General features: G+C 71.5%; 18 protein-coding genes, 1 other RNA gene and 1 pseudogene. 10 read left to right on the top strand and 10 right to left on the bottom strand.

Annotated features, from left to right (window positions below; translation table 11 throughout):
- Positions 1 to 94: 94 nt before the first annotated feature.
- The 6 genes from UO65_RS26450 to UO65_RS26425 form a co-directional block, all read right to left on the bottom strand.
- On the bottom strand, positions 95 to 622 hold the full coding sequence (locus tag UO65_RS26450; protein ID WP_200873476.1) for an NADPH-dependent FMN reductase: 528 nt from the start codon (positions 620 to 622) through the stop codon (positions 95 to 97).
- A 177-nt stretch (positions 623 to 799) separates the two neighbouring features.
- The gene (locus UO65_RS26445) at positions 800 to 1,714 is read right to left on the bottom strand and encodes a hypothetical protein (RefSeq protein WP_052021807.1); all 915 of its coding nucleotides are present in this window, start codon (positions 1,712 to 1,714) and stop codon (positions 800 to 802) included.
- Positions 1,714 to 3,402, bottom strand: a complete 1,689-nt coding sequence (locus UO65_RS26440) for an ABC transporter family substrate-binding protein (protein ID WP_233427848.1) — start codon at positions 3,400 to 3,402, stop codon at positions 1,714 to 1,716. Before UO65_RS26440 ends, UO65_RS26445 begins: the two co-directional genes overlap by 1 nt.
- Before the next feature lie 50 nt (positions 3,403 to 3,452).
- Positions 3,453 to 5,609 carry an ABC transporter ATP-binding protein gene (locus tag UO65_RS26435; RefSeq protein WP_052021806.1) on the bottom strand — a complete coding sequence of 719 codons (2,157 nt, stop codon included), beginning with the start codon at positions 5,607 to 5,609 and terminating at the stop codon, positions 3,453 to 3,455.
- Positions 5,606 to 6,589: an ABC transporter permease gene (locus UO65_RS26430; RefSeq protein WP_052021805.1), complete on the bottom strand. Its 984-nt coding sequence runs from the start codon at positions 6,587 to 6,589 to the stop codon at positions 5,606 to 5,608. The genes UO65_RS26435 and UO65_RS26430 overlap by 4 nt, the downstream gene beginning before the upstream one ends.
- A gap of 16 nt (positions 6,590 to 6,605) precedes the next feature.
- Entirely contained in the window at positions 6,606 to 7,580 is a 975-nt protein-coding gene (locus tag UO65_RS26425) for an ABC transporter permease (protein WP_035287640.1), read from the bottom strand.
- 514 nt (positions 7,581 to 8,094) lie between these two features.
- On the opposite strand from UO65_RS26425, the gene UO65_RS26420 reads away from it, so the two are divergent.
- The 6 genes from UO65_RS26420 to UO65_RS35055 all read left to right on the top strand — a co-directional run bounded on the left by UO65_RS26420 (position 8,095) and on the right by UO65_RS35055 (position 13,023).
- Entirely contained in the window at positions 8,095 to 8,595 is a 501-nt protein-coding gene (locus UO65_RS26420) for a PadR family transcriptional regulator (RefSeq protein WP_035287639.1), read from the top strand.
- Between the two features lie 106 nt (positions 8,596 to 8,701).
- Positions 8,702 to 9,802 (top strand): peptide chain release factor 2, encoded by a 1,101-nt coding sequence (gene prfB, locus UO65_RS26415; protein WP_052021804.1) that lies wholly within the window; start codon positions 8,702 to 8,704, stop codon positions 9,800 to 9,802.
- 134 nt (positions 9,803 to 9,936) lie between these two features.
- Positions 9,937 to 10,626: a cell division ATP-binding protein FtsE gene (ftsE, locus tag UO65_RS26410; RefSeq protein WP_035287638.1), complete on the top strand. Its 690-nt coding sequence runs from the start codon at positions 9,937 to 9,939 to the stop codon at positions 10,624 to 10,626.
- A 52-nt stretch (positions 10,627 to 10,678) separates the two neighbouring features.
- Positions 10,679 to 11,581: a permease-like cell division protein FtsX gene (gene ftsX / locus UO65_RS26405; protein WP_035287634.1), complete on the top strand. Its 903-nt coding sequence runs from the start codon at positions 10,679 to 10,681 to the stop codon at positions 11,579 to 11,581.
- 45 nt (positions 11,582 to 11,626) lie between these two features.
- The gene (gene smpB, locus UO65_RS26400) at positions 11,627 to 12,103 is read left to right on the top strand and encodes an SsrA-binding protein SmpB (protein ID WP_035287633.1); all 477 of its coding nucleotides are present in this window, start codon (positions 11,627 to 11,629) and stop codon (positions 12,101 to 12,103) included.
- On the top strand, positions 12,103 to 13,023 hold the full coding sequence (locus tag UO65_RS35055; RefSeq protein ID WP_084176279.1) for an amidohydrolase family protein: 921 nt from the start codon (positions 12,103 to 12,105) through the stop codon (positions 13,021 to 13,023). The genes smpB and UO65_RS35055 overlap by 1 nt, the downstream gene beginning before the upstream one ends.
- A gap of 24 nt (positions 13,024 to 13,047) precedes the next feature.
- Here UO65_RS35055 and eccCb read toward each other — a convergent pair.
- Positions 13,048 to 17,187 (bottom strand): annotated as a pseudogene (gene eccCb / locus UO65_RS38360) (type VII secretion protein EccCb); the annotation flags it as partial.
- Between the two features lie 2 nt (positions 17,188 to 17,189).
- Positions 17,190 to 17,552 carry an effector-associated constant component EACC1 gene (locus tag UO65_RS26390; RefSeq protein ID WP_052021802.1) on the bottom strand — a complete coding sequence of 121 codons (363 nt, stop codon included), beginning with the start codon at positions 17,550 to 17,552 and terminating at the stop codon, positions 17,190 to 17,192.
- A 138-nt stretch (positions 17,553 to 17,690) separates the two neighbouring features.
- Between UO65_RS26390 and lon the strand changes: the two genes are divergently transcribed.
- Positions 17,691 to 20,051, top strand: a complete 2,361-nt coding sequence (gene lon, locus UO65_RS26385) for an endopeptidase La (protein ID WP_035287644.1) — start codon at positions 17,691 to 17,693, stop codon at positions 20,049 to 20,051.
- Between the two features lie 412 nt (positions 20,052 to 20,463).
- Here lon and UO65_RS26380 read toward each other — a convergent pair whose 3' ends face one another.
- Both UO65_RS26380 and ssrA read right to left on the bottom strand, forming a co-directional pair.
- Positions 20,464 to 20,862: a hypothetical protein gene (locus tag UO65_RS26380; protein WP_152552288.1), complete on the bottom strand. Its 399-nt coding sequence runs from the start codon at positions 20,860 to 20,862 to the stop codon at positions 20,464 to 20,466.
- Between the two features lie 708 nt (positions 20,863 to 21,570).
- Positions 21,571 to 21,944, bottom strand: a transfer-messenger RNA (tmRNA) gene (ssrA, locus tag UO65_RS34065).
- A 209-nt stretch (positions 21,945 to 22,153) separates the two neighbouring features.
- Between ssrA and UO65_RS26375 the strand changes: the two genes are divergently transcribed.
- Genes UO65_RS26375 through UO65_RS26365 form a run of 3 tightly spaced genes read left to right on the top strand, consistent with a single transcriptional unit; the run spans position 22,154 to position 24,551 of the window.
- On the top strand, positions 22,154 to 22,768 hold the full coding sequence (locus tag UO65_RS26375) for a sensor domain-containing protein (RefSeq protein ID WP_233427847.1): 615 nt from the start codon (positions 22,154 to 22,156) through the stop codon (positions 22,766 to 22,768).
- A complete protein-coding gene (locus tag UO65_RS26370; RefSeq protein ID WP_035287628.1) occupies positions 22,765 to 23,880 on the top strand; it encodes a sensor histidine kinase in 1,116 nt (371 codons plus the stop codon). Before UO65_RS26375 ends, UO65_RS26370 begins: the two co-directional genes overlap by 4 nt.
- 26 nt (positions 23,881 to 23,906) lie before the next feature.
- Positions 23,907 to 24,551, top strand: coding sequence for a response regulator transcription factor (locus tag UO65_RS26365; RefSeq protein ID WP_035287642.1), 645 nt, complete (start codon positions 23,907 to 23,909; stop codon positions 24,549 to 24,551).
- Positions 24,552 to 24,699 lie beyond the last annotated feature (148 nt).

The raw sequence follows: 24,699 nt of genomic DNA, 5'->3' as shown, positions 1-24,699 counted from the left end.
GCTGGGCTCATAACCCAGAGGTCGCAGGTTCAAATCCTGTCCCCGCTACGAACGCGAGAGGTCGGTCCCGGTGGGACCGGCCTCTCGCGCTTTTTCAGGCCGGGTACGGGTTCGTGCGCTTGGCCTCGCGCAGGGTGGTGGCCCACCAGTGCAGGTGGGTGAGGAGCTTCTTCGCCGCCACGTCCGCACCGGGGTCCACAGGGGAGCCCCCGGCGAACCGGGTGTGGGCGTTGTGGAAGCTGACGGTTTCGCGGACCGTCACCGCGTGCAGCTCGGCGAAGACCTGCCGCAGTTGCTCCACGGCCCGCAGACCGCCCGACAACCCGCCGTAGGACACGAACGCCACCGGCTTCGCCAACCACCCCGTGTGCACCGAATCGATGGCCTCCTTGAGGGCGCCGGGGTAGCCGTGGTTGTACTCGGGGGTGACGACCGCGAACGCGTCCGCCCGGTCCACCGCCGCCGCGAAGTCGCCGTCCCGGTCCGCCACGTCCACCAGCACCACCTCGAACGCGCCGTCCGCCCCGGCCCGCTCGGCGAACCAGTTCGCCACCGTCGGCCCGAACCGGCCCTCCCGCACACTGCCGATGACCACCGCCAGGGTGATCCGCTCCATCGTCATGTCCTCGCCTCTCCGTGGGATGCCGACAACGCTAAAACCTCCAGTAAACGAGAGGTCAAGCAATGCGGTCGACCGATCCGGGGCGGGTTCCGGGGTCGGGACCACGAACGCCGACGACCACCGGCGCTCGGGCGCCTGGCTGGATGTGGTGCCGGATAGTCCTGAGTGGAGGGGCGGTCAGCTCGGGTCGGAGCCGCGCACGGACCAGAGCCAGACCGCGACCGCCGCGGTGATGGTGGTCGCGGCGAGCCAGCCGGGGAAGCCGCTGCCGTCGAGGTGGGACCAGAACAGGCCGACGACCGGGGCGGGTACGGCGGCGGCCGCGTCGACGCGCCACTGGCGGGTCCAGCGGGGGGCGGCGGCCGGGTCGGGGGCGGTGGCGTTGTCGGTGCGGCGGCCCCGCGGTTCGGTGGTGCGGGTGGGGCCGGACGGGTGCAGGGTTTCGCCGGTGGGGAGGCGGACGGTGCTCCAGCGGCCCCCGGTGGCGGTGACCTCGGTGGGGGTGGGGAGGGTGAGCAGCGCCGGGTCGAAGTGCACCGGAATCCAGCGGTCCGGGCCCGACTCGGTCTCCAGCCAGGACCGGGCCAGCAGGCCGCGCTGCACGCGGACCCGGCGGACCACCAGCGGGCGGCCGGGGCCGCGGGCGGAGTGCAGGCGGCTCAGGAGCAGCCAGAGGTCGAACAGGACCGCCAGGGCGGCGACCAGGGCGGCGAACACCACCCCGCTCGCGGCGCGGTCGGCGGTGGCGAGCAGGGTCGCGCCGGGGACGACCGCGCGGGTGGGGTCGGTGGGGGAGTAGGCGATGTTCGCCGGGGTGGTCCCGGTGGGGGCGCGGACGGCGATCTCGACCTCCGCGGACACCGCGCGGCCGTCGACCTCCCAGCGGGCCAGGACCACGCCCTCGCGCAGCGGCGAGACGGTTCCGGTGGCGCGGGCGGTGAGGCCGGACAGCGCCGCCGAGGCGGTGGAAGAGGAAAGCCCGGACACCGCCGCCACCGCCGCGCAGGCGACGAGCAGCAGCAGGGTCCGGGCGGCGACCTGCCGGACCGCGCGCACCCGCGGGAGCGCGCGCGGTCCGGTCGGGGCGGTCATCAGCCGGTGAAGCCGATCTTGGTGTAGTCCGGGTCGGCCACGCCGAACGAACCGAAGTTCGCCAGGGTGGCGCGCACCGTGCGGGCGGCCGGGGTCTGGTAGAGCGGCAGGTGGTGCCCCTCGGCCCAGATGAGCTTGTCCGCGTCCTGGGTCAGCGCGACCCGCTTGGCCTCGTCGAGTTCCTGGTTGGCCTCGTCGAGCTTCTTGTTGATCTCCTCGGAGCCGATGCGGCCGTAGTTCTGGTTCACGTTCTTCTCGTCGAGGTAGTAGATGCCCTTGGACGAGCTGATCGGCCACGGCGTCTGCGACCACTGGAACCCGACCATGTCGAAGTTGCCGGTGTTGACGAAGTCCTTGAAGAACACCGACGACGGCTGGGCGTCGATGACCACGTTGATGCCGATCTCCTTGAGCTGCGCCTGGGTCAGCTTCGAGATCTGCTCGGAGATCGGGTTGGCCGCGGTCGAGACCAGCCGGATGTCGAGCTGCTTGCCGTCCTTCTTGCGGAACTCGCCGTCGAGCTTCCAGCCGAGGCCGTCCAGCTCGGTCTTCGCGGCCTCCTTGTCGGCCTTGACCGGGGCGGAGTTGTCGGCGTAGTTGCCGGTGCCCTGGAGGAAGAAGTGGTTGCCCAGGGGCTTGGGGTCGCTCACGATCGGGCCGAGGATGCCCTTGGCGTAGGTGGCGGGGTCCAGACCCTTCATGACCGCGATGCGCAGCTTCGGGTCCGACAGGATCGAGGTCGGCGCGCCGTTGAAGGTCAGGTGCGAGTAGGCCTTGCCGGGGCCCTGGCGGATGACGGCGCCCTGGATGGCCTTGCCGCGCTGGTACAGGTCGACGCTGGAGCCGATGGTGTACCAGTCGATGGCGCCGCTGGTCATCGAGTCGGCCAGGGCCGCGCGCTCGACCACCCGGTAGGTGATCTTGTCCAGCTTGGGCTTGTCGCCCCACCAGGCGTCATCGCGGACCACGGTGACCAGCTTGGCGGTCGGGTCGATGGTGCCGATCTTGAACGGGCCCGCGGTGGCCTTCGGCGCGGTCTGCCAGCCGGTGTTGAACTCCGCCGGGGTGGCGTTCAGCGACTTCGGGTACAGCGGGGTGAACAGGTTCGTCCACTCGCCGAAGTTGCGCTTGAAGGTGACCTTGACGTCCTGGTCGGAGGCGCCCTTCTCGACCTTCTCGACGTCCTCGTAGCCGGTGGTGCCCGACACCGAGAACTCGGTGTTGGTGCCGTTGAGCGCCTTGAACTGGGCGTCGAAGTCCTCCCAGGTGAACGGCGTCCCGTCGCTCCACTTGGCCTTGGGGTTGATCTTGTAGGTGACGACCTGCGGCCCGGTCGAGGTCAGCTCGGCCGACTCCAGGTAGTCCTTGTTGATGACGACCTTGCCCGCCTTGTCGGCCTTGAACAGCTTGGGCAGGATCGCGCTGATGATGTAGTCGCCGTCCTGCAGCGTGCCGTCGAGCTGGTTGTAGTTCCAGTTGTCCGGCAGCGAGTCGAGCGGCCACTTGAGTTCACCGCCCTCCTTCAGCTTGGACACGTCCACCTCGTTGATGTCCCAGCTTCCCTGGGTGGCCTGGTCGCCAGCCTGGACCCCACCGCCGCCGCCGCTGTCGCCGCTGCCGCAGGCGCTCAGGGCCAGCGCGACCGCGGTCAGGGGCGCGACGAGCGCTGCCAACTTGCTCCGACTCACAGGATCGAGCCTCCTCACTCATGCCGCCGCACTCGTGCGCGGCGGCAAACTCACCGGTGATCGTCCGCCATCGGTTCGACCACCGCACGCGATCGCGCGAAGTGGCACGCGTCGGAGTGGTCGCCGGACCCCTCCAGCGCGGGTTCGGTCTCCACGCAGATCCGCCGCCGCTCCTCGGGGAGCGAGGCGTACAGGAAGCACCGGGTGTGGAACCGGCAGCCCGTGGGCGGGTTCGCCGGGCTCGGCAGGTCACCCTCGAGGATGATCCGCTCCCGCTGCCGCTCCTTGACCGGGTCCGGGATGGGGATGGCCGAGAGCAGCGCCTGCGTGTACGGGTGCCGGGGGGCGCCGAACACCGCGTCCACGTCGCCGATCTCGACGATCTTGCCCAGGTACATGACCGCGACCCGGTCGGCGATGTGCCGGACCACCGACAGGTCGTGCGCGACGAACAGGTACGACAGGCCCAGTTCGGCCTTGAGCCGGTCCAGCAGGTTGATCACCCCGGCCTGGATCGACACGTCCAGCGCCGAGACCGGTTCGTCGAGCACGATCAGCCGCGGGTTCAGCGCCAGGGCGCGGGCGATGCCGATGCGCTGGCGCTGACCGCCGGAGAACTCCGCCGGGTAGCGGCCCACGTGCTCGCGGCGCAACCCCACCAGGTCGAGCAGTTCCGGCACCCGCTTGGCGATGTCGGCGGCGGGGTACCCGTGCACCTGCATGGGTTCGGCCAGCACGTCGCCGATCGGCATCCGCGGGTCGAGGGAGGCCTGCGGGTCCTGGAACACCACCTGCATGTCGCGGCGGATGGCCTTGCGCCCGGCCTTGTCCAGCTCGGCGGCCCGCTTGCCCAGGACGCTGATCGAGCCGCCCATCAGCTCCTCCAGCCCCAGGATCTCCATCAGCGTGGTCGTCTTGCCGCAGCCGGACTCGCCCACCAGGCCCAGCGTCTCGCCCGCGCGGATGTCGAAGGAGATGCCGTCGACGGCGTGCACGGCGCCGACCTTGCGCTTGAACACCGAACCCTTGGTGACGGTGAACGTCTTCACCAGGTCGGCGACGTCGAGCACGACCTCGCGCTCCGCGCGGGGCACCGCGGCGATCTCCGGTTCGCCGATGACCTCGGCGCCGAACACCTCCGCCGCGTCCGGTTCGCGCTCGGCGATCTCCGCGCTGCGGATGCACGCGGCCCGGTGCCCGGTGCCGTCCCCGGTCGCGTCGACCGAGCCGTCCACTTGGAACAGCGGGGGTTCCTCGGTCAGGCAGGCGTCGACGACCATCGGGCAGCGGGGCGCGAACGGGCACCCCGGCGGCAGGTCGGTCAGCGACGGCGGTTGGCCCTCGATCGGCACCAGCGGCTGCTTCTGCGCCGCGTCCAGCCGGGGGATGGAGCCGAGCAGGCCGAGCGTGTAGGGCATCCGAGGCCGCCGGTAGACCTCGTGCACGTCGCCGGTCTCCACCGCGCGGCCCGCGTACATGACCAGCAGCCGGTCGGCGAACCCGGCGACCACGCCCAGGTCGTGGGTGATGATCACGATGCCCGCGCCGGTGACCTCCTGCGCGGTCTTGAGCACCTCCAGGACCTGCGCCTGCACGGTCACGTCGAGCGCGGTGGTGGGCTCGTCGGCGATGATCAGGTCCGGGTCGTTGGCGATGGCGATGGCGATGACCGCCCGCTGGCGCATCCCGCCGGAGAACTCGTGCGGGAACGCCTTCGCCCGCGCCGCCGCGTTCGGGATGCCCACCAGGTCCAGCAGTTCCACCGCGCGCCGGTCGGCCTGCTGCCTGCTCACCCGGCCGCGGCCGTGGGTGAGCAGGGCCTCGGCGATCTGGTCGCCCACGGTGTAGACCGGGGTCAGCGCGGACAGCGGGTCCTGGAAGACCATCGACACCCGGCGGCCGCGGATCTTCGACAGCTCGCCGTCGGACAGGCCCAGCAGCTCGCGGCCGCGGAACCGGATGGACCCGGTGACCCTGGCGGAATCCGGCAGCAGGCCCATGACCGCCAGCGACGACACCGACTTGCCCGAGCCGGACTCGCCAACGATGCCGAGCACCTCGCCCGGGGCGACCCGGTAGCTCAGCCCGCGCACCGCCTGCACCCGGCCGTCCTCGCTGGGGAACGACACCCGCAGGTCGTCGACCTCCAGCACCGGCCCGGCCCGCTCCGCGTCCGGTCCCTCGAACAGCGTCTCCGCGGCGGTCATGCCTGCGCTCCCGTCCCGGTCTTGCCGGTCTTGCCCTTCTTGACCTTCTTGTCCCGCTTGCGGCTGCCCGCGGCGCTCGGGTCCAGCGCGTCGCGCAGGCCGTCGCCGAACAGGTTCACCGACAGCACGAACACCACCAGGAACCCGGCGGGCACGTAGAACAGCCACGGGTAGGTGATGGCCGACTCGGTGCCCGAGGCGATCAGCGTGCCCAGCGAGACGTCCGGCGGCTGCACGCCGAAGCCGAAGAAGCTCAGCCCGGTCTCCGACAGCACGGCGGCGCCCACCGTGACGGTCGCGTCGATGATCAGCAGCGAGGCCATGTTCGGCACGATGTGCTTGGCGATGATGCGGAACGGGGCCTGCCCCATGAACCGCGCCGCCTTGACGTACTCGCGCTCGCGCAGGGTCAGCGTCATGCCGCGCACGATCCGCGCGGTGATCATCCAGCTGAACCCGGCCAGCAGCAGCACGAAGATCAGCCAGCTCTGCCCCTTGAACGCGGGCGAGGCCACCGCGATGACGAGGAACGACGGCAGCACCAGCAGCAGGTCGACCAGCCACATCAGCACCCGGTCGGTCCAGCCGCCGAAGTAGCCCGCCGCCGCGCCGACCACCGCGGCCAGCGAGGTGGAGATCAGCCCGACCAGCAGCCCGATCGTCAGCGACTTCTGCAACCCGCGCATCACCTGGGCGAACACGTCCTCGCCGATCTTGGTGGTGCCGAACCAGTGCGTGCCGCCTGGCGGTTGCAGGAACGCGGTGTAGTCGGGTTCGGCGTAGTCCCACGGCGCGAACAGCGGCGACAGGAACGCCGCCGCGTACAGCAGCACCACGACGACGAGCCCGATCAGCGCGGGCTTGCGCCGCAGGAACCGCCGCAGCACCAGGCGCGAGCGGCTCGGCGAGCGCTCCGCGGCCACCGAGGTGTCCACGGGGGAGCCGCCGGGGGTCGCGCCGTCTTCGGTCAGAGTCACCATGTCCTTCTCCCCGCCCTCAAACCCGGACCCGCGGGTCCAGCACCGCGTAGAGCACATCGGACAGCCAGCCCGAGACCAGCACCAGCACGGCGATGAACAGCGTCACCGTGGCCACGATGTTCGCGTCCTGCGACACCACCCCGGTGATCAGCCAGTCGCCCATGCCGTACCAGCCGAAGATGCGCTCGGTGAACGTGCCGCCGGTGATCAGCAGGCCGAACCCGAACGCGAACAGCGTCGCCATCGGGATCAGCGCGGTGCGCAGCCCGTGCTTGAACAGCGCCCGCCGCCGGGTCAGGCCCTTGGCCTGGGCGGTGCGCAGGAAGTCGCTGCCCAGCACGTCGAGCATGGCGCTGCGCTGGTAGCGGCTGTAGTAGGCGATCTGTCCCAGCGCGATGGTCGCGGTCGGCACGATCAGGTAGCGCAGCCGGTCGCCGAGCGAGGCGAACCAGCTGCCCTGGAACCCGGGCGTCTGCTCGCCGAGGGTCTGCAGGTAGTTGGTGCCGATCAGGTCGTTGAAGCCCTGGGCGGGCTGCTTGAGCAGCGTGCCGAGCACGAACACCGGGGTGGAGAGGATGACGAAGGAGAACAGCGTCGCCAGGTAGTCGCTGAGCCTGTACTGCCGGATCGCGCTGATCACCCCGAGCAGCACGCCGAAGCCGACGCCGAGGACCACCCCGATCAGGAACAGCCGCAGGCTCACCCCGACCCGGCGCGGCAGTTCCTCCACGACGGACCGGTCGGTGACCGTCCGGCCGAAGTCGCCGTGCGCCACCCCGCCAACCCAGGTCAGGAACCGCTGCGGCACCGGCTGGTCCAGGTGCAGGTCGGCGCGCTTGGCATCGAGCACGGCCGCGGGCGGCGGCGGGTTGCGCTGTTGCAGGATCGCGATGGGGTCGAACGTCGCCGACGCGAGCGCGAACGCGAGGAACGTCGCCGCCAGGCACAGGACGACGTAGTTCGCCAGGCGCCGGAGGAGAAAGCCGATCACGCGGGTTCCAGCCTTTCCCGGTTGGTCAGGTGCGGCCCCGGGCCGGACCGGGGTGCGCGGGTCTGCGGTGGAATAATCGCCGCAGCACGGTGGTGTCGCCTCTGGGAAGGGGATACTCAGTGGTGAACCGCTCGCGAGGAACCTACTTTAGTAGGGATTCGGATAACAGGTGCGCCTCAGTTCTGCAACCGGTTTTGATTCACCCCCTGACCTGCGGATATCAGAGTGATCCGGGTCACATTACCGGGGTTTTCGGCGGGTTTCGGACGGCTACCGCGCGCCCGGGGGCATTGCTCTGAACGGGTAGTGCGCCGTACGGAGATCCACTCGTTCAGGCGAGTGCGCGCCCCGTGTCCACCTGGGACCGCCGGATTTTGCTCCGGACAGGGGGGTCCGGTTCGGCTGTTCGGTGGCGGGCCGAACGGACCGGTGGTGTCTATGTGCGATCAGCCACTGTGGACTCAGCCTCATGGCCACTGTGGACAGCGCGGGCCCTGCGTGGGACCGTGGAGCGGTGTCTGAATTGAACGCAACCGCAGCCGCACTCCTCGGCCTGCTGCACGAGGGCCCGCAGACGGGTGGCCAGCTCGTGGCGGCCGCGCGCGAACGCTTCGGCTCCTTCTTCAGCGTCACGCGCAGCCAGGTCTACCGCGAGCTGCCCGCGCTCGCCGAGGACGGCCTCGTCCGCCTCGGCAAGCAGGGCCCCCGGTCCAGCCAGCAGTACGTGATCACCGCCGCGGGCAAGAAGGCCTTCAAGGCGTGGCTGGGCGGTGAGCCCGGCCCCGACCACCTGCGCAGCCCGCTCATCCTGCGCCTGGTGCACGCCTCCACGCTGACCGCCAAGCAGCGGGCCGCGCTGATCGACTCGGCCAAGCAGGTCTACAACGGCGAGCACGAGTCCGCGCGCGCCGCGGTCAAGTCGGCCGAGGACCCCTACGCCAAGGCGATCGCCGAGTTCGGGGTGGCCAGGGCGAAGGCCGTGCTCAAGCTGCTCGACTCCATCCCCAAGGCCTAGCCGACCGCACCCGCACCTCCAGTCCCCCGCCCGAGGCCCCGGCGAGGCCCCACCAGGGGCCTACCGCCGCAGCGGCGGCGTCCGCGTCCGCGTAATCTTTCCCGACGTGAACCCGGACGTCGCCGCTGACCTCAAGGAACTCTCCGCCACGCTGACGAGCGTCGAGACCGTCATGGACCTCGACGGCCTCCGCGTGGAGATCGCCGAGCTGGAGAAGCAGGCCGCCGCCCCGGACCTGTGGGACGACCCGGAGTCCGCCCAGCGGGTGACCAGCAGGCTCTCGCACCGCCAGGGCGAGCTGCGCCGCATCGAGGAGCTGCGCGGCAGGCTCGACGACCTCCCGGTGCTCTACGAGCTGGCCGAGGAGGGCGGCGGCGACGCCGACTCCCTCGCCGAGGCCGACGCCGAGCGCGACAAGCTGCGCGCCGACATCTCCTCCCTCGAGGTCCGCACCCTGCTCTCCGGCGAGTACGACGGCCGCGACGCGCTGCTGACCATCCGCTCCGAGGCGGGCGGGGTCGACGCGGCGGACTTCGCCGAGATGCTCATGCGGATGTACATCCGCTGGTCCGAGCGGCACGGCTATCCCACCGAGGTCTACGACACCTCCTACGCCGAGGAGGCGGGCATCAAGTCCGCCACCTTCAAGGTCGCCGCCCCCTACGCCTACGGCACCCTGTCGGTCGAGCAGGGCACGCACCGGCTCGTCCGGATCTCGCCGTTCGACAACCAGGGCCGCCGCCAGACCTCCTTCGCCGCGGTCGAGGTCGCTCCGGTCGTCGAGCAGACCGACCACGTCGACATCGACGAGAAGGACCTGCGCGTCGACGTCTACCGCTCCTCGGGCCCCGGCGGGCAGGGCGTCAACACCACCGACTCCGCCGTCCGGCTCACCCACCTGCCCACCGGCATCGTCGTCTCCTGCCAGAACGAGCGCTCGCAGTTGCAGAACAAGGCCTCGGCCATGGCCGTGCTGCAGGCCAAGCTGCTCGAGCGCCGCAGGCAGGAGCAGCAGGCCAAGATGGACGCGCTCAAGGACAGCTCCAGCGGCTCGTGGGGCAACCAGATGCGCTCCTACGTGCTGCACCCGTACCAGATGGTCAAGGACCTGCGGACCGAGTTCGAGATGGGCAACCCGAGCGCCGTCCTCGACGGCGACATCGACGGCTTCCTGGAAGCAGGCATCCGCTGGCGCCGCACGCAGTAGGGCGGCATCCGGGAGTGCGCCGCGCATGCGCGCCGTAGTGCCGGGGTGTGCGAGATTTACGCAGTGTGACCAGGCGGTTCCTCGCCGGGACCGAGGCAACGGCTCGATAACGACCGAAGGTAGACTCGCCCACCGTGATCCGGCTCGAAGAGGTTTCCAAGGTCTACAAGACCTCCACCCGGCCCGCCCTGGAGAACATCTCGGTCGAGGTCGACAAGGGTGAGTTCGTCTTCCTGATCGGCGCGTCCGGGTCGGGGAAGTCGACGTTCCTGCGCCTGCTGCTGCGCGAGGAGGTGCCCAGCAAGGGGCGGGTCTACGTGGCGAACTTCGACGTCGCGCGGATGGCCCGGCGCCGGGTGCCCCGGCTGCGGCAGTCCATCGGCTGCGTGTTCCAGGACTTCCGGCTGCTGGCGAACAAGACCGTCGCGGAGAACGTCGCGTTCGCCCTTGAGGTCATCGGCAAGCCCCGGCACACCATCCGCAAGGTGGTGCCCGAGGTGCTGGAGCTGGTGGGCCTGGAGGGCAAGGCCGAGCGGATGCCGCACGAGCTCTCCGGCGGTGAGCAGCAGCGCGTGGCGATCGCCCGCGCGTTCGTCAACCGGCCGCTGATGCTGCTGGCCGACGAGCCGACCGGGAACCTGGACCCGGACACCAGCCAGGACATCATGCTGCTGCTGGAGCGGATCAACCGCACCGGCACCACCGTCCTGATGGCCACCCACGACCACTCCATCGTGGACTCCATGCGCCGCCGGGTGGTCGAGCTCGACCTGGGCCGCGTGATCCGCGACGACGCCCGCGGCGTCTACGGCGTCGGCCGCTAGTCGATCACCCCAGCCCCCGACTGCCCCGAAACAGCGAGGAACACCGCCCCCCATGCGTGCCAGCTTCGTGTTCAGCGAGGTCCTGACCGGCCTTCGCCGCAACATCACGATGACCATCGCGATGATCATCACCACCGCCATCTCGCTCGCCCTGCTCGGCGGTGGACTGCTGGTCGTGCGCATGATCGACAAGACCCAGGCGCTCTACCAGGACAAGGTCGAGGTCAGCATCTACCTGACCGACGACGTGTCCTCCACCGACAAGGAGTGCCAGAACGACCCGTGCAAGGGGCTGCGGTCGAAGCTGGAGGGCGACCCCGCGGTCGACTCGATCACCTTCGAGAACCGCGACCAGGCCTTCGAGCGGTTCAAGCAGATCTTCGAGGCGCAGCCGGAGCTGGTGAAGCTGGCCCGGCCGGAGGCGCTGCCCGCGTCCTTCCGGGTCAAGCTCGTCGACCCGGAGCGGCCCGAGGTCGTCACCCAGGCCTACCAGGGCCAGGCGGGCATCGACACCATCACCGACCAGAGCGAGTTCCTCGACCGGTTCTTCAACGCCCTCAACGGCGTGCGGAACATGACCTTCGCGGTCGCGCTCTTCATGGCCATCGCCGCGCTGCTGCTGATCTCCAACACGGTGCAGCTCTCGGCGTTCACCCGGCGCACCGAGGTCGGGATCATGCGCCTGGTGGGCGCCACCCGGTGGTACACCCAGCTGCCCTTCCTGCTGGAGGCCATGGTCACCGGCCTCATCGGCGCCTTGGTGGCGATCCTCGGCCTGGTCGGGCTGAAGGTCGTGTTCCTCGACGACGTGCTGGCCGACCCGATCAACGCGGGCGTGGTCCGCTCGGTCGACGGGCTCGACATCCTGCTGGTCTCGCCGTGGCTGCTGCTGGTCGCGCTGGGCATCTCCGCGATCACCGGCTACGTCACCCTGCGCCTCTACGTGCGCACATGACAACTGCGTCGCCGCCCACCCGGCTGCTTCCGTAGAGTTCGCGGCATGGTGAAGGAGCGCGGGAACAAGGTGATCGCGTCGAACCGCAAGGCGCGGCACGACTACTCGGTCGTCGACACGTACGAGGCGGGCATGGTCCTGGTCGGCACCGAGGTCAAGAGCCTGCGGGAGGGCCGGGCCTCGCTGGTCGACGCGTTCGCCACGGTCGACGACGGCGAGGTCTACCTGCGCAACCTGCACATCCCCGAGTACACGCAGGGCACCTGGACCAACCACGAGCCGCGGCGCACCCGCAAGCTGCTGATGCACAAGGGCGAGATCCTCCGGCTGATCGGCAAGATCAAGGAGTCCGGCCTGTCGCTGGTGCCGCTGTCGCTGTACTTCAAGGACGGCAAGGTGAAGGTCGAGCTGGCGCTGGCGAAGGGCAAGAAGTCCTACGACAAGCGCCAGGACCTGGCCAAGCGCGACGCCAACAAGGAGATCACCCGCTCGCTCGGGCGGGCGGCCAAGGGGATGCGCTGATGCGCGACGGGGACCTCGTCGGCCTGGCCCGCTCCCTCGGCGTCCCGGGCCTGGTCGACATCCACGTGCACTTCCTGCCGGACCAGGTCCAGCGCAAGGTCTGGCAGTACTTCGACGACGCCGAGCGCAACTACGGCCGGGCGTGGCCGATCCACTACCGCCTGCCGGTCCCGGAGCGGGTCGAGCTGCTGCGCTCGTTCGGCGTCGTCGCCTACGCCCCGCTGGTCTACCCGCACAAGCCGGGCATGGCCGCCTGGCTCACCGACTGGGTCACCGACTTCGCCGCCACCGTCCCCGAGGCCGTCCCCACGGCCACCCTCTACCCGGAACCGGGCGTCGTGTCCTACCTGGACGCGGCGGTCCGCGCGGGTGCCCGCTGCGTCAAGGCCCACGTCCAGGTCGGCGCCTACGACCCCCGCGACGCGCTACTGGACCCCGCCTGGGGGTTGCTCGCCGAGGCCGGGGTCCCGGTCGTCGTCCACTGCGGCCACGGCCCCCTCCCCGGGGAGCACACCGGCCTGCCCGTCTTCGAGGAGGTGCTGCGCCGCCACCCGGCGCTCACCGCCGTCCTCGCCCACGCCGGGATGCCGGAGCTGTCCCTCGCGCTGGACCTCCTCGACCGCCACCCCCGGGTCCACCTCGACACCACCATGGTCGGCGTCCCCTTCACCACCGACATCGCCCCGCTGCCCGCCGACTGGACCCGCAGGCTGGCCGACGTCGCCGACCGCGTGGTCTTCGGCACCGACTTCCCGAGCATCCCCTACGCCTACGCCGAGCAGGTCGCCGCCATCACCGGCTGGGCCGCCGCCCCCGGCCTCGGCGACCCGTTCCTGCGAGCCGTACTGCACGACAACGGCGCCCGGCTGCTCGGGATCGGGCAGGACGGTGCCCGGCAGCTCGGGCTGGAGCACGGCTGACGGGTCGGTCCACGCCACCTGCATCAGCTCCTGCCCGGACCGGCGGCTCACCAGCGTGCCCCGGCCGGGCGGCATCGGCGCGGGCTTGACCCGGCCCAGCAGGTGCCCCTCGTCCGGGCTGCCGCTCATCACCAGGCCGGGGGTGCCGAGTTCGCGCAGCCGCCCCAGCACCGGGTCGGACACCGCCCGGCCCGCCCCGCCGGTCCGCCGGACCAGCACCAGGTGCAGGCCGACGTCCTTGGCCTGGCCGAGGAATTCCACGACCGGGCCGAGCGGGTTGGCGTCCGCGGTGGCGACCAGGTCGTAGTCGTCGACCACGATGAACAGCTCCGGGCCCCGCCACCAGGACCGGTTGCGGAGCTGCTCCTGGGTGACGTCGGGGCCCGGCCGCCGCTTGCGCATCGAGTCGCGGACGTCGCGCATCATGTCGTCGAGCTGGATGGAGGAGACCGCGTAGGCGAGGAGGTGGTCGGTGTTCAGGAACCCCAGCAGGGTCCGCCGGTAGTCGACCAGGAGGATCACCGCCTCGCGGCCGGTGTACCGCCCGGTGATGCCGGTCATGATCGTGCGCAGCAGGTTCGTCTTGCCCGACTCCCCGTCGGCGAAGGCGACGAAGTGCGGCTCGGCCTCCGGGTCCAGGTAGACCGTGCGCAGCCGGATGTCCTGGCCGATCGGGAACCGCCTGCCCACCCGTTCGTCCCCGTCGAGGGCGGACCGGTCGACGGTCGTTGGCAGCAGCCGGGCCCGGGGCGCCCGCTCGCCGGTCCAGGCCGCGTCGACCGCCGACACCGCCGCGCGCAGGGCCGCGCCCACGTCCTCGGTGTCGCGGGAACCGTCGATCCGGGGGAGGAACGCGCGGAAGTGGTGCCGGGTGGTGGTGATGCCCCGCCCCGGGGTCCGCTCCGGCACCGCCGCGGCGGCCCGCCGGTCGATCCCGGAGTCGGCCGGGTCGCCGAGTCGTAGTTCCAGCCGGGTGCTGATCAGGTCCTGGACCGCCGCCCGCAGTTCGGCCCACCGGGTGACGGTCAGGACCAGGTGCACGCCGTAGGTCAGGCCGCGGTGGGCGATGGTGGTGACCGCGTCCTCGACGTCCTCGAATTCCTGCCGCAGGTTCAACCAGCCGTCGATGACCAGAAAAACGTCCGGCACCCCGGCGCGGCGGGCCTCGGCCATGGAGTCAAAGCCCTCGGCCAGGAACTGCCGCTCGCGCTCGACGAGCAGGTCGGTGCACTCGGTGATGATCCGGCGTACGCGGTCGGGGTCGGTCCGCCCCGCCACGTCGCCGACGTGCGGCAGCCCGGCCAGCGGGCCCAGCGTGCCGCCGCCGAGGTCTAGGCAGGAGAACCGGACCTCGGCCGGGGTGTGGGTGAGCGCCGCGGCCAGCACCAGCGTCCGCAGCAGCGCCGACTTGCCCGACCGCGGGCCACCGGCGACCACGGCGTGGCCCGCGGTGCCGGAGAAGTCGGCGAGGAGCACCTCGTAGCGCTGCTCGTACGGCCGGTCGACCATGCCCAGGGGCACGGTCAGCGCGCCGCGTCGCACACCGGTGCTCAGCCCGCGGCCTGGTCGCGTCCGCAGGGCAGGCATCATACGGTCCAGCGGGTCGGACTCGCCCAGCGGTGGCAGCCAGATCGGCGCCACCGGGTCGCCGGTGTCCGGCAGCACCGCCACCACCTCGTCTAGCGTCGACCGTCCGGCGGCGCTACCGGAGACGTACGCGGCCTTGAACCGGACCACCTCGCCCACGACGGTGCGCAGGTAGCCCGACCCGGGGACGGGGGGCAGCTCGAAGGCGTCCGCCAGCCCCAGCACCGCGCGCGACTCCGCCGCAGAGAACGTCTTGAGCCCGATCCGGTACGACAGGTACGAGTCGAGCTCCCGCAGCCTGCCCTCCTCCAACTGGTACGAGGCCAGCAACAGGTGTATCCGCAGTGAGCGGCCGAGCCTGCCGATCGTGGTGAACACGTCGATGAAGTCGGGTCGGGCGTCCAGCAGCGCCGAGAACTCGTCCACCACGACGAACAGCGCGGGCAGTGGCGGCAGGTCGTGCCAGCCGCGGCGGGTCCCGCGGTGGCCGGGCACCGCGCTGAAGCCGCGGTGCCCGACCAGTTCCTGCCTGCGGGAGATCTCGCCGTGCAGTGCGGTGCCAAGCCGGTCGACCAGCAGCGGGTCGGCGGCGAGGCCAGCGACCGACGCGGCGACGTGCGGTGCGCCGTCCAGGTCGCGGAAGGTCGCGCCACCCTTGGAGTCGACCAGCACGAAGCTCAGCTCGGCGGGTTTGTGGGTGGCCATCATGGCGAGCACCAGGGTGCGCAGGAACTCCGACTTCCCGGACCCGGTCGCCCCGACGCAGATCCCGTGCGGGCCCGTGCCGCCCTCGGCGGCCTCCTTGATGTCCAGCTCGACCGGGTCGCCATGCTCGTCGACCCCGAATGCCGCCCGGTGGCGCAGCTCCGGTGGCCTGCTCGGGGAACCTGGGATGGCCTGGGCGTTCGGCAGACCCAGCAGATCGAGTAGCGGGGGGTTCGACAGCAGCGGGTCGGCCACCGCCGCCTCGTCGGCCGGGGCGGGTTCCGGCCCGGCCATCCTGGCCAGCCGGGCGGCGACGGCGTTGATCTCCTCCTCGGTCTGGTCGTGCTCCTGCACGGCGGTGAGGAACGGGCGCCCGTCGCAGAGGCCCCAGCCCGCGGTCCTGGGCAGGCTCGCCGACAGCTCCGGGTGGTGGGACTCGCGCGGGTCGTCGAGGCCCAGTTCGATCCGGCCGCGCAGCAGGCTCCTGATCTCCGGCGGCACCTCCGACCAGGTGCGCGCGGTGAGCACCACGTGCACGCCCCGGCCCAGGCCGGTGCCCGCGATCCGCCGCACGTCCTCGGCGACGCCGCGGGTGTGGAACCGGTCCCAGCCGTCCACCACCAGGAACAGGTCGGCGTGGTCGCCCGGGGGCAGCGCGTTGCGGTGGCGCAGCTCGCGGTAGTGGTGCGTCAGCCGGATCGAGCCCGCGCGGAAGAGCCGGTCGCGGAACTCGATCGTGGCCAGCACGTGCGCCAGCGCCGCCCGCACGCCCTCGGTGTCCGAGGGCGCCACCACCCGGTCGACGTACGGGGTGTCGGCCAGGTCGGCGAGCTGCCCGCCCCCGTCCAGGCAGACGAACCGCACCTCGGCGGGGGAGCGGCCGGTGCGCAGCCCGCCGATCAGGGTGCGCAGCAGCGTCGACTTGCCCGACCAGATCCGGCCCACCACGCACACGTGCCCGTCCGGCCCGGCCAGGTCGAGCCGCACCAGGTCGTCGCCGCGCGCGGTGGCCCGGTGCGCCTGCCCGATCGGCACCCGCAGCGCGCGGGCCGCCGCCGGGTCGTCCCTGGCGACCAGCTCGGCCAGCCGGGGCGAGGCGGTGGTCTCGTCGACCGCCAGCCGCCGGGTGCGCGCCCCGGCGACCTTGAACTCGCCCAGGCCGTGGTTGAGCCGGTGCGGGCGCTGCACCCGGCCGTCGGCGCGCGGCTTGCGCAGCTCGCGGTCGAGGAAGTCGTACAGGTCGTCGGCGCTGATCTCGTCGGAGCCGGGGCGGGCGGCGGCCCCGGTCTCCAGGCCCGCGATGAGGGCGTCGGTGAACACCGAGTACGGGGTGCTGTTGCCGAAGACCACCCGCTCGTCCTCGAACGCCGGGTCGAGGGCGTTGGTGGCGGTGATGACGAACGTGCCCTCGCCGAGCGCGCTGACGTCGACCGCCGCCCCCGACTTGGCCACCGCGCCGGGGGCGAACGAGCCGCTGTAGCAGCAGTCCAGGACCACCGCCTTGAACCGGGCCTGGCACTCGCGCAGCAGCCGCTGCACCAGCACCGCCGGGATCGAAGTGGAGTACGGGCGGTCCTGGCGGGTGTCGGTGGTGGCGAAGAAGAGCTGGTTGTCCGCGTTCTTGATGCCGTGGCCGGACAGGTAGAGCAGCACGTGGTCGTCGACGCCCCGGTCGGCGAACAGCTCCTCGATCTCGCGCTCGACGACGGCCTTGCGCTCGTCGATGAGCGCGGTGGCGGCGAACCCGCCGATGTCGGGGTCGTTGAGCAGCTCCGAGAGCTGCCGGGTCTCCCTGCCCGGCGCCTGCAGCGTGGGCAGCGCGGGGTCCTGGTAGCGGGAGGTCCCGATCAGCAGCGCTCTGCGCTCGGCCACGGCTACTCCCCCGGTTCGGCCTCGGCGGCGATGCGCAGGGCCTCGGCGGTCTCCCCGGCGGTGGCGGCGGTGATGGTGATCTTCTTGCCGTTCACCTCGACGGTGACCGAGCGCGCCTTGGACCGCTCCAGGAACTGGACGACCGTGCGGTGCACCACCAGCAGGCTGCCCGGCACCGCCCCGCCGACGAGAAGTTCGCCGATGGTCTGCGCGAGGCCGGACTTGCTGCCCGGGGCGCCTGCGGCGGTGCCCCGGGAAACCGTGCCGACCCGGGCGGCGCGCAGGTCGTCGGCGAGGCCGTCGGTCAGCCGGTCCAGCGTCGCCGGGGTGCCCTCCGCGTCGATGTGCAGGGTGAGGTCGCTCATCAGGGCCGCTCCTAGTCCGGTTTGTCGATCACAGGTATACCGCGTTCCGCGCTCGCTCACGGCGAACACGAGGGGGGAACAGCACCGGGCTCAGGGAGGTTGAGCTGATCAGACTCAACTTCTTGGAGAGTGATCCGCATGTCCGAGGCTCTGACGCTGCCGGTGCTCCCGCTGGACGACACGGTCCTGCTGCCCGGCATGGTCGTCCCCATCCAGCTCACCGGCGGCGACAACGCGAACGAGGCCCGCGCCGCCGTCGAGGCCGCCCGCTCCGGCGGCGAGCCCGCCCGGGTGGTCCTGGTGCCCCGGCTGGACGGCAGGTACGCGCGGGTCGGCACGCTGGCCGTGGTCGAGCAGGTCGGCAGGCTGCCCGGCGGGCAGCTCGCCGCCGTCGTCCGCGGCACCGGCCGGGTGCGCATCGGCGCGGGCACCACCGGCCCCGGCGCCGCGCTGTGGGTGCAGGTCGAGGTGCTGGACGAGGTCGTCGACGAGCGGGTGCCCGAGCTGGCCCGCGACTACAAGGACCTGGTCACCCGCATCCTGCAGCAGCGGGGCGCGTGGCAGGTCGTCGACAGCGTGGCCTCGGTGGACGACCCGTCGGCGCTGGCCGACCTCGCCGGGTACGCCACCTACGTCTCCGACGAGAACAAGGTCTGGCTGCTGGAGACCACCGACGTCGCCGAGCGGCTGACCCGGCTGCTGGAGTGGGGCCGCGAGCACCTGGCCGAACTCGACGTCAACGAGACCATCCGCAAGGACGTGCGGGAGGGGATGGAGAAGCAGCAGCGGGAGTTCCTGCTGCGCCAACAGCTCACCGCCATCCGCAAGGAACTGGCCGAGCTGGACGGCAAGCCCGCCTCCGAGGAGCAGGACTACCGCGCCCGCGTCGAGGCCGCCGACCTCCCGGAGAAGGTCCGCGACGCCGCGCTGGCCGAGGTCGACAAGCTGGAGCGCACCTCCGAGCAGTCCCCCGAGGTCGGCTGGATTCGCACCTGGCTCGACACCGTGCTCGACCTGCCGTGGACCACGCGCACCGAGGACTCCTACGACATCCCCGGCGCCCGCGCCGTCCTCGACGCCGACCACGCGGGCCTCGACGACGTCAAGGACCGCATCATCGAGTACCTGGCCGTGCGCAAGCGCCGCGACGAGCGCGGCCTGGGCGTGGTCGGCGGCCGCCGCTCCGGCGCGGTCCTGGCCCTGTCCGGCCCGCCCGGGGTCGGCAAGACGTCGCTGGGCGAGTCGGTGGCCCGCGCCATGGGGCGCGAGTTCGTCCGCGTCGCCCTGGGCGGCGTCCGCGACGAGGCCGAGATCCGCGGCCACCGCCGCACCTACGTCGGCGCCCTCCCCGGCCGCATCGTGCGGGCGATCAAGGAGGCGGGCACGATGAACCCGGTCGTCCTGCTCGACGAGATCGACAAGGTCGGCTCGGACCACCGCGGCGACCCCACCGCCGCCCTGCTGGAGGTCCTGGACCCGGCGCAGAACCACACCTTCCGCGACCACTACCTGGAGGTCGAGCTCGACCTGTCCGACGTGGTGTTCCTGGCCACGGCGAACGTCGTCGAGTCCATCCCGGCCCCGCTGCTCGACCGCATGGAGCTGGTGCGGCTCGACGGGTACACCGAGGACGAGAAGGTCACCATCGCCGCCGACCACCTGCTGCCCAGGCAACTGGAGCGGGCCGGGCTCACCGCGGAGGAGGTCTCGGTGTCCCGGGACGCCCTGCGCCTGCTGGCGGGGGAGTACACCCGGGAGGCGGGCGTGCGGCAGCTCGAGCGCTCCATCGCCCGCGTCCTGCGGAAGGTGGCGGCGCGGCTGGCGCTGGGCTCCTCGGAGCTGCCCCTGCGGGTGGACGCGGCGGACCTGCGCACCCACCTCGGCAGGCCCCGCCACACCCCGGAGTCCGCCGAACGCACCGGGGTCCCCGGCGTCTCCACGGGCCTGGCCGTCACCGGCGCGGGCGGCGACGTCCTCTTCGTGGAGGCGTCGCTGGCCGAGCCCGGCACCGGCGCCGCGGGGGTGACGCTGACCGGCCAGCTCGGCGAGGTCATGAAGGAGTCGGCGCAGATCGCCCTGTCCTACCTGCGCTCGCACGGCGCGGAGCTGAACCTGCCCACGGCCACCCTGGCCGACCGGGGGGTCCACATCCACGTCCCGGCGGGCGCGGTGCCCAAGGACGGCCCCAGCGCGGGCGTCACCATGACCACGGCCCTGGCCTCGCTCCTGTCCGGCCGCCCGGTCCGCTCCGACGTGGCCATGACCGGCGAGGTCTCCCTCACCGGCCGGGTGCTCCCGATCGGCGGCGTCAAGCAGAAGCTGCTGGCCGCCCACCGGGCGGGCATCACCACGGTCCTGCTGCCCCACCGCAACGAACCGGACATGGACGACGTCCCCGACGCCGTCCGCGAAGCACTCACCATCCACTTCGTCACCGACGTCCGAGAGGCAGTGGAACTGGCCCTGGAGGAGGACAAGGCAGCGGTCCTGGCGGCGTGAGAACGGCAGCGCGGGCCGACACCACCCGGTGTCGGCCCGCGCTGCCGCGTTTCCCCACGATTCACACGCTCAGGATGAAATGCATTCGCGTGTGACCGGAAGTCGCCACCCCGGCTCGCGGTGCAGGTGAGCGCGGCACCGTTCAACGGCACGGGAAATGGCGAAATGCAAGGTGCTCCACACGATGGTGTGGCTGCGGTCGCCGGTCATTCTGTTGCGGCCGACTGCACGCTTGACTGCACGTGCACCGGCAATGACGCCAGGACACGAGGAAACCGCAAGTGCGGTGACGGCCGTCCTTTCCGCCGGCAGGGCAAACCGGACGGCCGTCACCTCCCGAGCAGGGGGTGGTCTGCTGTTGCCAACACCAGCAGCAGGCTGCCCCCGCCCCCCTCGGGTTTTCTCCCGGCAGTCAGTGACGCCACTGCCAGAAGAGTCGAATCCAGTTGGTCAGCACGATCGCCCCGAGCGTCGGAGCCACGGCGGGCAGTGTTTCCGGCACCAACCACTGGAACAGCAGCAGGAAGGACACCGCCAGGACGCCCATCGCCACCGACTTCCACACGAAGGCCGTCGTGGAAACCGACCGGTGGGTGGTCACCCGCTCCACCTGCCGCAGCCAGTCCTGCACGTCGGGTCGGTCGTACCGCCTGCCGCGGGAGTGCAGCAGGTGGTCCAACTCGCCGTAGGCCAGCAGTTCCGGCAGGGAGACGGTGTCGTCGTCGGCGCCCCTTCGCGGCGGCGACCACGATCCGGGGACGTGCTCATGATCATCTGGAACTTCTTCGGGAAAGCCTTGTAGTGTGGCCATCGGCCGCGTTGCTCCTTCGTTCCTATCCACTGGACGTCGAACTTGGCGCGGCCACCAGAAGGGGCGCGGTGTCCTGGGCTGCCACCCGGGGCGCCGTGCCTTTTCCCTTCCTGGGACGCTCCACCTGAAGAATGCACGAGACGCGAGACCGATTCCAATCCAAACCCGGGATTGCGCCCAATGGCGTCCACAACACGTTCAGCGGTCGACCATTGTCCGGGTTGCTCTCGATCCCGTTTCACTGCACGACACACACTACCGCGCAAGGAAGCGCCGACACACCGGGGATCGTCACACGATTGGGTGCAGCTGAAAGCGGCTGGCCGATTAGTCGAGCGGTTCCACCGCGTCGAGGCCAGTCGCCGTACCCGGGCCACGTTCCAGACCGGACGGGCATGATGTGTTTGCTTATTGAACAGTCAGGTTCCTCGGCGCAACCGACGAGCGCAACGCCCAGAAACGATTACCACCCGATCGAGCGGCAACCAAACCGGCAGCTCCCGCATCACGACGCCTCGCGGCCCGCCCATCCGTCGGACCGACAAGGACCCTCGCCCAACCGGACCGCCCCGGAACGTCCCCCGCCCAACCGGACCACCCCGGAACGCAACACACCGCACCGTGGGGGTCTGGGGGGTCGCCCCCCAGGGAAAACGACGACCGACCTGTGTTCGCGCTTTCCGCGAACACAGGTCGGTCGAGGTCGTCTCGTGGAGGTGCCGGGAATCGAACCCGGGTCCTCTGTCGTTTCAACAGGGCTTCTCCGTGCGCAGTTCGCATTGTCTCTACTCGGCCCCACTGGTCACGCGAACAAGCCAGTGTGACGGGCCCAGTCACTGTGAGCTTCCCGTTCAGGCCCCGTGACCGGGACTGGCGGTGAGCCTCCTAGCTGATGCCGGCGACCGGGACGGAGGCACTCCCGGGCCGACAGACTCACACTCGCTTAGGCAGCGAGGGCGAAGTCAGCGCGACTGTTAGTCTTGGCGCTTATTGGTTTGCGGGCGACGCTTGAGGTGGTCAATCCCGCCTGCACCTGCACGCTTCTCCTGAATCCACGGCCAGAGTCGAAACCGTTCACCCCCTGGGTGTTGACGTTGCTCCGCCCATCCTAACGCCCCGCGGCCCCGGTTTCATCCCGGTTCCCCCCACGGGTCTTCCCCGGGCCCGCGGGAGGCGCCCGGACGGGGGTGGGGACAGCCCCACCCCGGACCCGCCTGCGCTCCCCATCGACCCCGCCGCCGGGTCCCGAGATGCTGGGGCCATGACATCAGCAGCCGTGACACCGGCAACCGTGACACCAGCAGCGGTTCCCCGGCCCTCGGTGGTCGGGTCCCTGGGGTTCCTGACCATGAACCTCGCCGTCGGCATCATCGGGTTCACCGTGGTGGTGACCCTGTTCGCGGTGGGGGTGGGCACGGCGGTCGTGTGGGTGGGGTTGCCGGTGCTGGCGCTGGCGATCCTGCTCTCGCGCGGTGGGGCCCGGTTGGAGCGGGCGCGGGTGTACGCGATGCTCGACACGCACATCGACCTGCCCTACCCGGCCCTGCCGGAGGAGAACCGGTGGCGGGCGCGGGTCAAGGACGTCAACACCTACCGGGACGCCCTGTACTTCCTGCTCATGCTGCCGGTGGGGATCGCGGAGTTCACCGTGGTGGTCACGCTGTGGTCGACCAGCCTCGGGCTGGTCTTCCTGCCCCTGTTCTACCGGTGGCTGCCGGAGGGTGAGTTCCGGGTGTTCGACTGGGACCGGCCCTGGGTCGTGGTGGACTCCATCCCGGACGCGGTGCCGTTCGCGCTGGCGGGGGTGGTCCTGCTGGGTCTGACGGTCCTGGTGACCCGGGGTCTGGGTCGGGCGCACGCCCGGTTCGCCCGCGCGCTGCTCGGGCCCGCCCGGAGCCTGGCGTGAACCGCCGGTACCCGAACCCGGCGAAGGCGATCCTGTACCTGATCGGCCTGTTCCCGCTGGGCCTGACCGCCTTCATCACGACCGTGGTGCTGGTCGCGGTGGGCGTCGGCACGGTCGTCGTGTGGGTCGGGGTGGCCGTGCTGGTGGGGGCGGCGGTGGCGGCGCGGGCGTTCGGGAACGCGCACCGGGCCTGGGCGCAAGCGCTTGCCGACGTGGAGCTGCCCGCCCGGCCGCTGCTGCCCAAGACCGACGCCGGGGTGCTGCGGCAGTGGCGGGAGCTGCTGACCGAGCGGCGGACCTGGCGCGACCTGGCCTTCGTGCTGGTGGCCTTCCCGATCTCGGTGTTCTGCTTCGCCGTCGGCGTCGTCAGCATCCCGCTGGTGCCGCTGGCCTTCCTGGTCGCGCCGAGGGTGGCCTGGCTGCACGCGCGGTTCGCGGTGGCCGTCCTCGGACCGGACCGGACCGCCGAGCAGTCCGCCAGGGCCGACCGGCTCCAGGCGTCGCGGGCCAGGGGGGTCGACGCCGCGGAGGCGGAGCGGCGGCGGATCGAGCGGGACCTGCACGACGGGGCGCAGCAGCGGCTGGTCGCGGTGGCCATGGGGCTGGGTCGGGCCAAGGGCAAGTTCGACGCCGACCCGGACGCGGCCAGGACGCTGATCGAGGAGGCGCACGCCGACGCCAAGCTGGCCGTCGCGGAGCTGCGGGACCTGGCGCGGGGGATCTACCCGGCGGTGCTCGGGGACCGGGGGCTCGACGCGGCGCTGTCGTCGCTGGCGGCGAGGTCGCCGGTGCCGGTGGAGGTCACCGTGGCCGTCGACCCCCGCCCGCCCGCCGCGGTGGAGAGCACGGCGTACTTCATCGTCGGGGAGTGCCTGACCAACATCGCCAAGCACGCGAACGCGCGCCTGGTGGCGGTCAAGGTCTGGCGCACCCCGGCCGACCAGGTGGTCGTCGAGGTCACCGACGACGGCGTGGGCGGGGCGACCGTGCGCGCGGGCGGCGGGCTCGCGGGCCTGGCCGACCGGGCCGCGACCATCGACGGGGTGATGACCGTGGTCAGCCCGCTCGGCGGCCCGACCGTCGTCCGGGCGGACCTGCCGTGCGCGTGGTGACACCGCCCGGTGACACCATGACCGGCATGCGCGTCGTGATCGCCGAGGACTCCGTCCTGCTCCGGGTCGGGGTCACCCGCCTGCTCGCCGACGAGGGCATCGAGACCGTCGCCGCCGTCGAGGACGGCTCCGGCCTGCTCGACGCGGTCCTCGAACACCGGCCCGACCTGGCGATCGTCGACGTGCGGATGCCGCCGACGTTCACCGACGAGGGGCTGCGCGCGGCCCTGGGGGCGCGGGAGCGGGTGCCGGGGCTGCCGGTGCTGGTGCTCTCGCAGTACGTCGAGGAGCGCTACGCCGTCGAACTGCTGGCGGCGGGCACCGGCGGGGTCGGCTACCTGCTCAAGGAGCGGGTGGCCGACGTCGCCGAGTTCGTGGACGCGGTGCGCCGGGTCGCCGGGGGCGGCACCAGCATCGACCAGGAGGTGATCGCGCAGCTCATGGCCCGAGGACGCCGCAACCCGGTCGACGCGCTGACCCCGCGCGAGCGCGAGGTGCTGGGGCTGATGGCCCAGGGCCTGTCGAACGCGGCCATCGCCCGCTCGCTGACGGTCTCCGACGGCGCGGTGGAGAAGCACGTGGGCAACATCTTCGCCAAGCTGAACCTGGAACCCAGCAGCGACGAGCACCGGCGGGTCCGCGCGGTGCTGACCTTCCTGGAACGCGCCTAGACCTGCTCGCGAAGCCGCTCGGCCACCCAGCCAACCGCAGCCCTGGCTGGCAACCGGCCGCCCGAACCTCATCGGCGCAGCCGCCGACCACCCAACAAACCGCCGGCCTGGCGAGCGGACTGCCCGGGTGGGTGGATGTGTTTGGCCG

This window comes from Actinokineospora spheciospongiae (assembly GCF_000564855.1).
GTDB lineage: Bacteria > Actinomycetota > Actinomycetes > Mycobacteriales > Pseudonocardiaceae > Actinokineospora > Actinokineospora spheciospongiae.
Note: the sequence above shows the minus strand (reverse complement) of the source record. Positions and strands in the feature narration are given on the sequence as shown.

Bases quoted from the DNA above. Each gene is read 5' to 3' on its own strand.
- UO65_RS35055 (WP_084176279.1), top strand. From the start codon at position 12,103: ATGCGCGACGGGGACCTCGTCGGCCTGGCCCGCTCCCTCGGCGTCCCG.
- UO65_RS26450 (WP_200873476.1), bottom strand. From the start codon at position 622: ATGACGATGGAGCGGATCACCCTGGCGGTGGTCATCGGCAGTGTGCGG.
- UO65_RS26430 (WP_052021805.1), bottom strand. From the start codon at position 6,589: ATGGTGACTCTGACCGAAGACGGCGCGACCCCCGGCGGCTCCCCCGTG.
- UO65_RS26445 (WP_052021807.1), bottom strand. From the start codon at position 1,714: ATGACCGCCCCGACCGGACCGCGCGCGCTCCCGCGGGTGCGCGCGGTC.
- lon (WP_035287644.1), top strand. From the start codon at position 17,691: ATGTCCGAGGCTCTGACGCTGCCGGTGCTCCCGCTGGACGACACGGTC.
- ftsX (WP_035287634.1), top strand. From the start codon at position 10,679: ATGCGTGCCAGCTTCGTGTTCAGCGAGGTCCTGACCGGCCTTCGCCGC.
- smpB (WP_035287633.1), top strand. From the start codon at position 11,627: ATGGTGAAGGAGCGCGGGAACAAGGTGATCGCGTCGAACCGCAAGGCG.
- UO65_RS26435 (WP_052021806.1), bottom strand. From the start codon at position 5,609: ATGACCGCCGCGGAGACGCTGTTCGAGGGACCGGACGCGGAGCGGGCC.
- UO65_RS26365 (WP_035287642.1), top strand. From the start codon at position 23,907: ATGCGCGTCGTGATCGCCGAGGACTCCGTCCTGCTCCGGGTCGGGGTC.
- UO65_RS26390 (WP_052021802.1), bottom strand. From the start codon at position 17,552: ATGAGCGACCTCACCCTGCACATCGACGCGGAGGGCACCCCGGCGACG.
- UO65_RS26380 (WP_152552288.1), bottom strand. From the start codon at position 20,862: ATGGCCACACTACAAGGCTTTCCCGAAGAAGTTCCAGATGATCATGAG.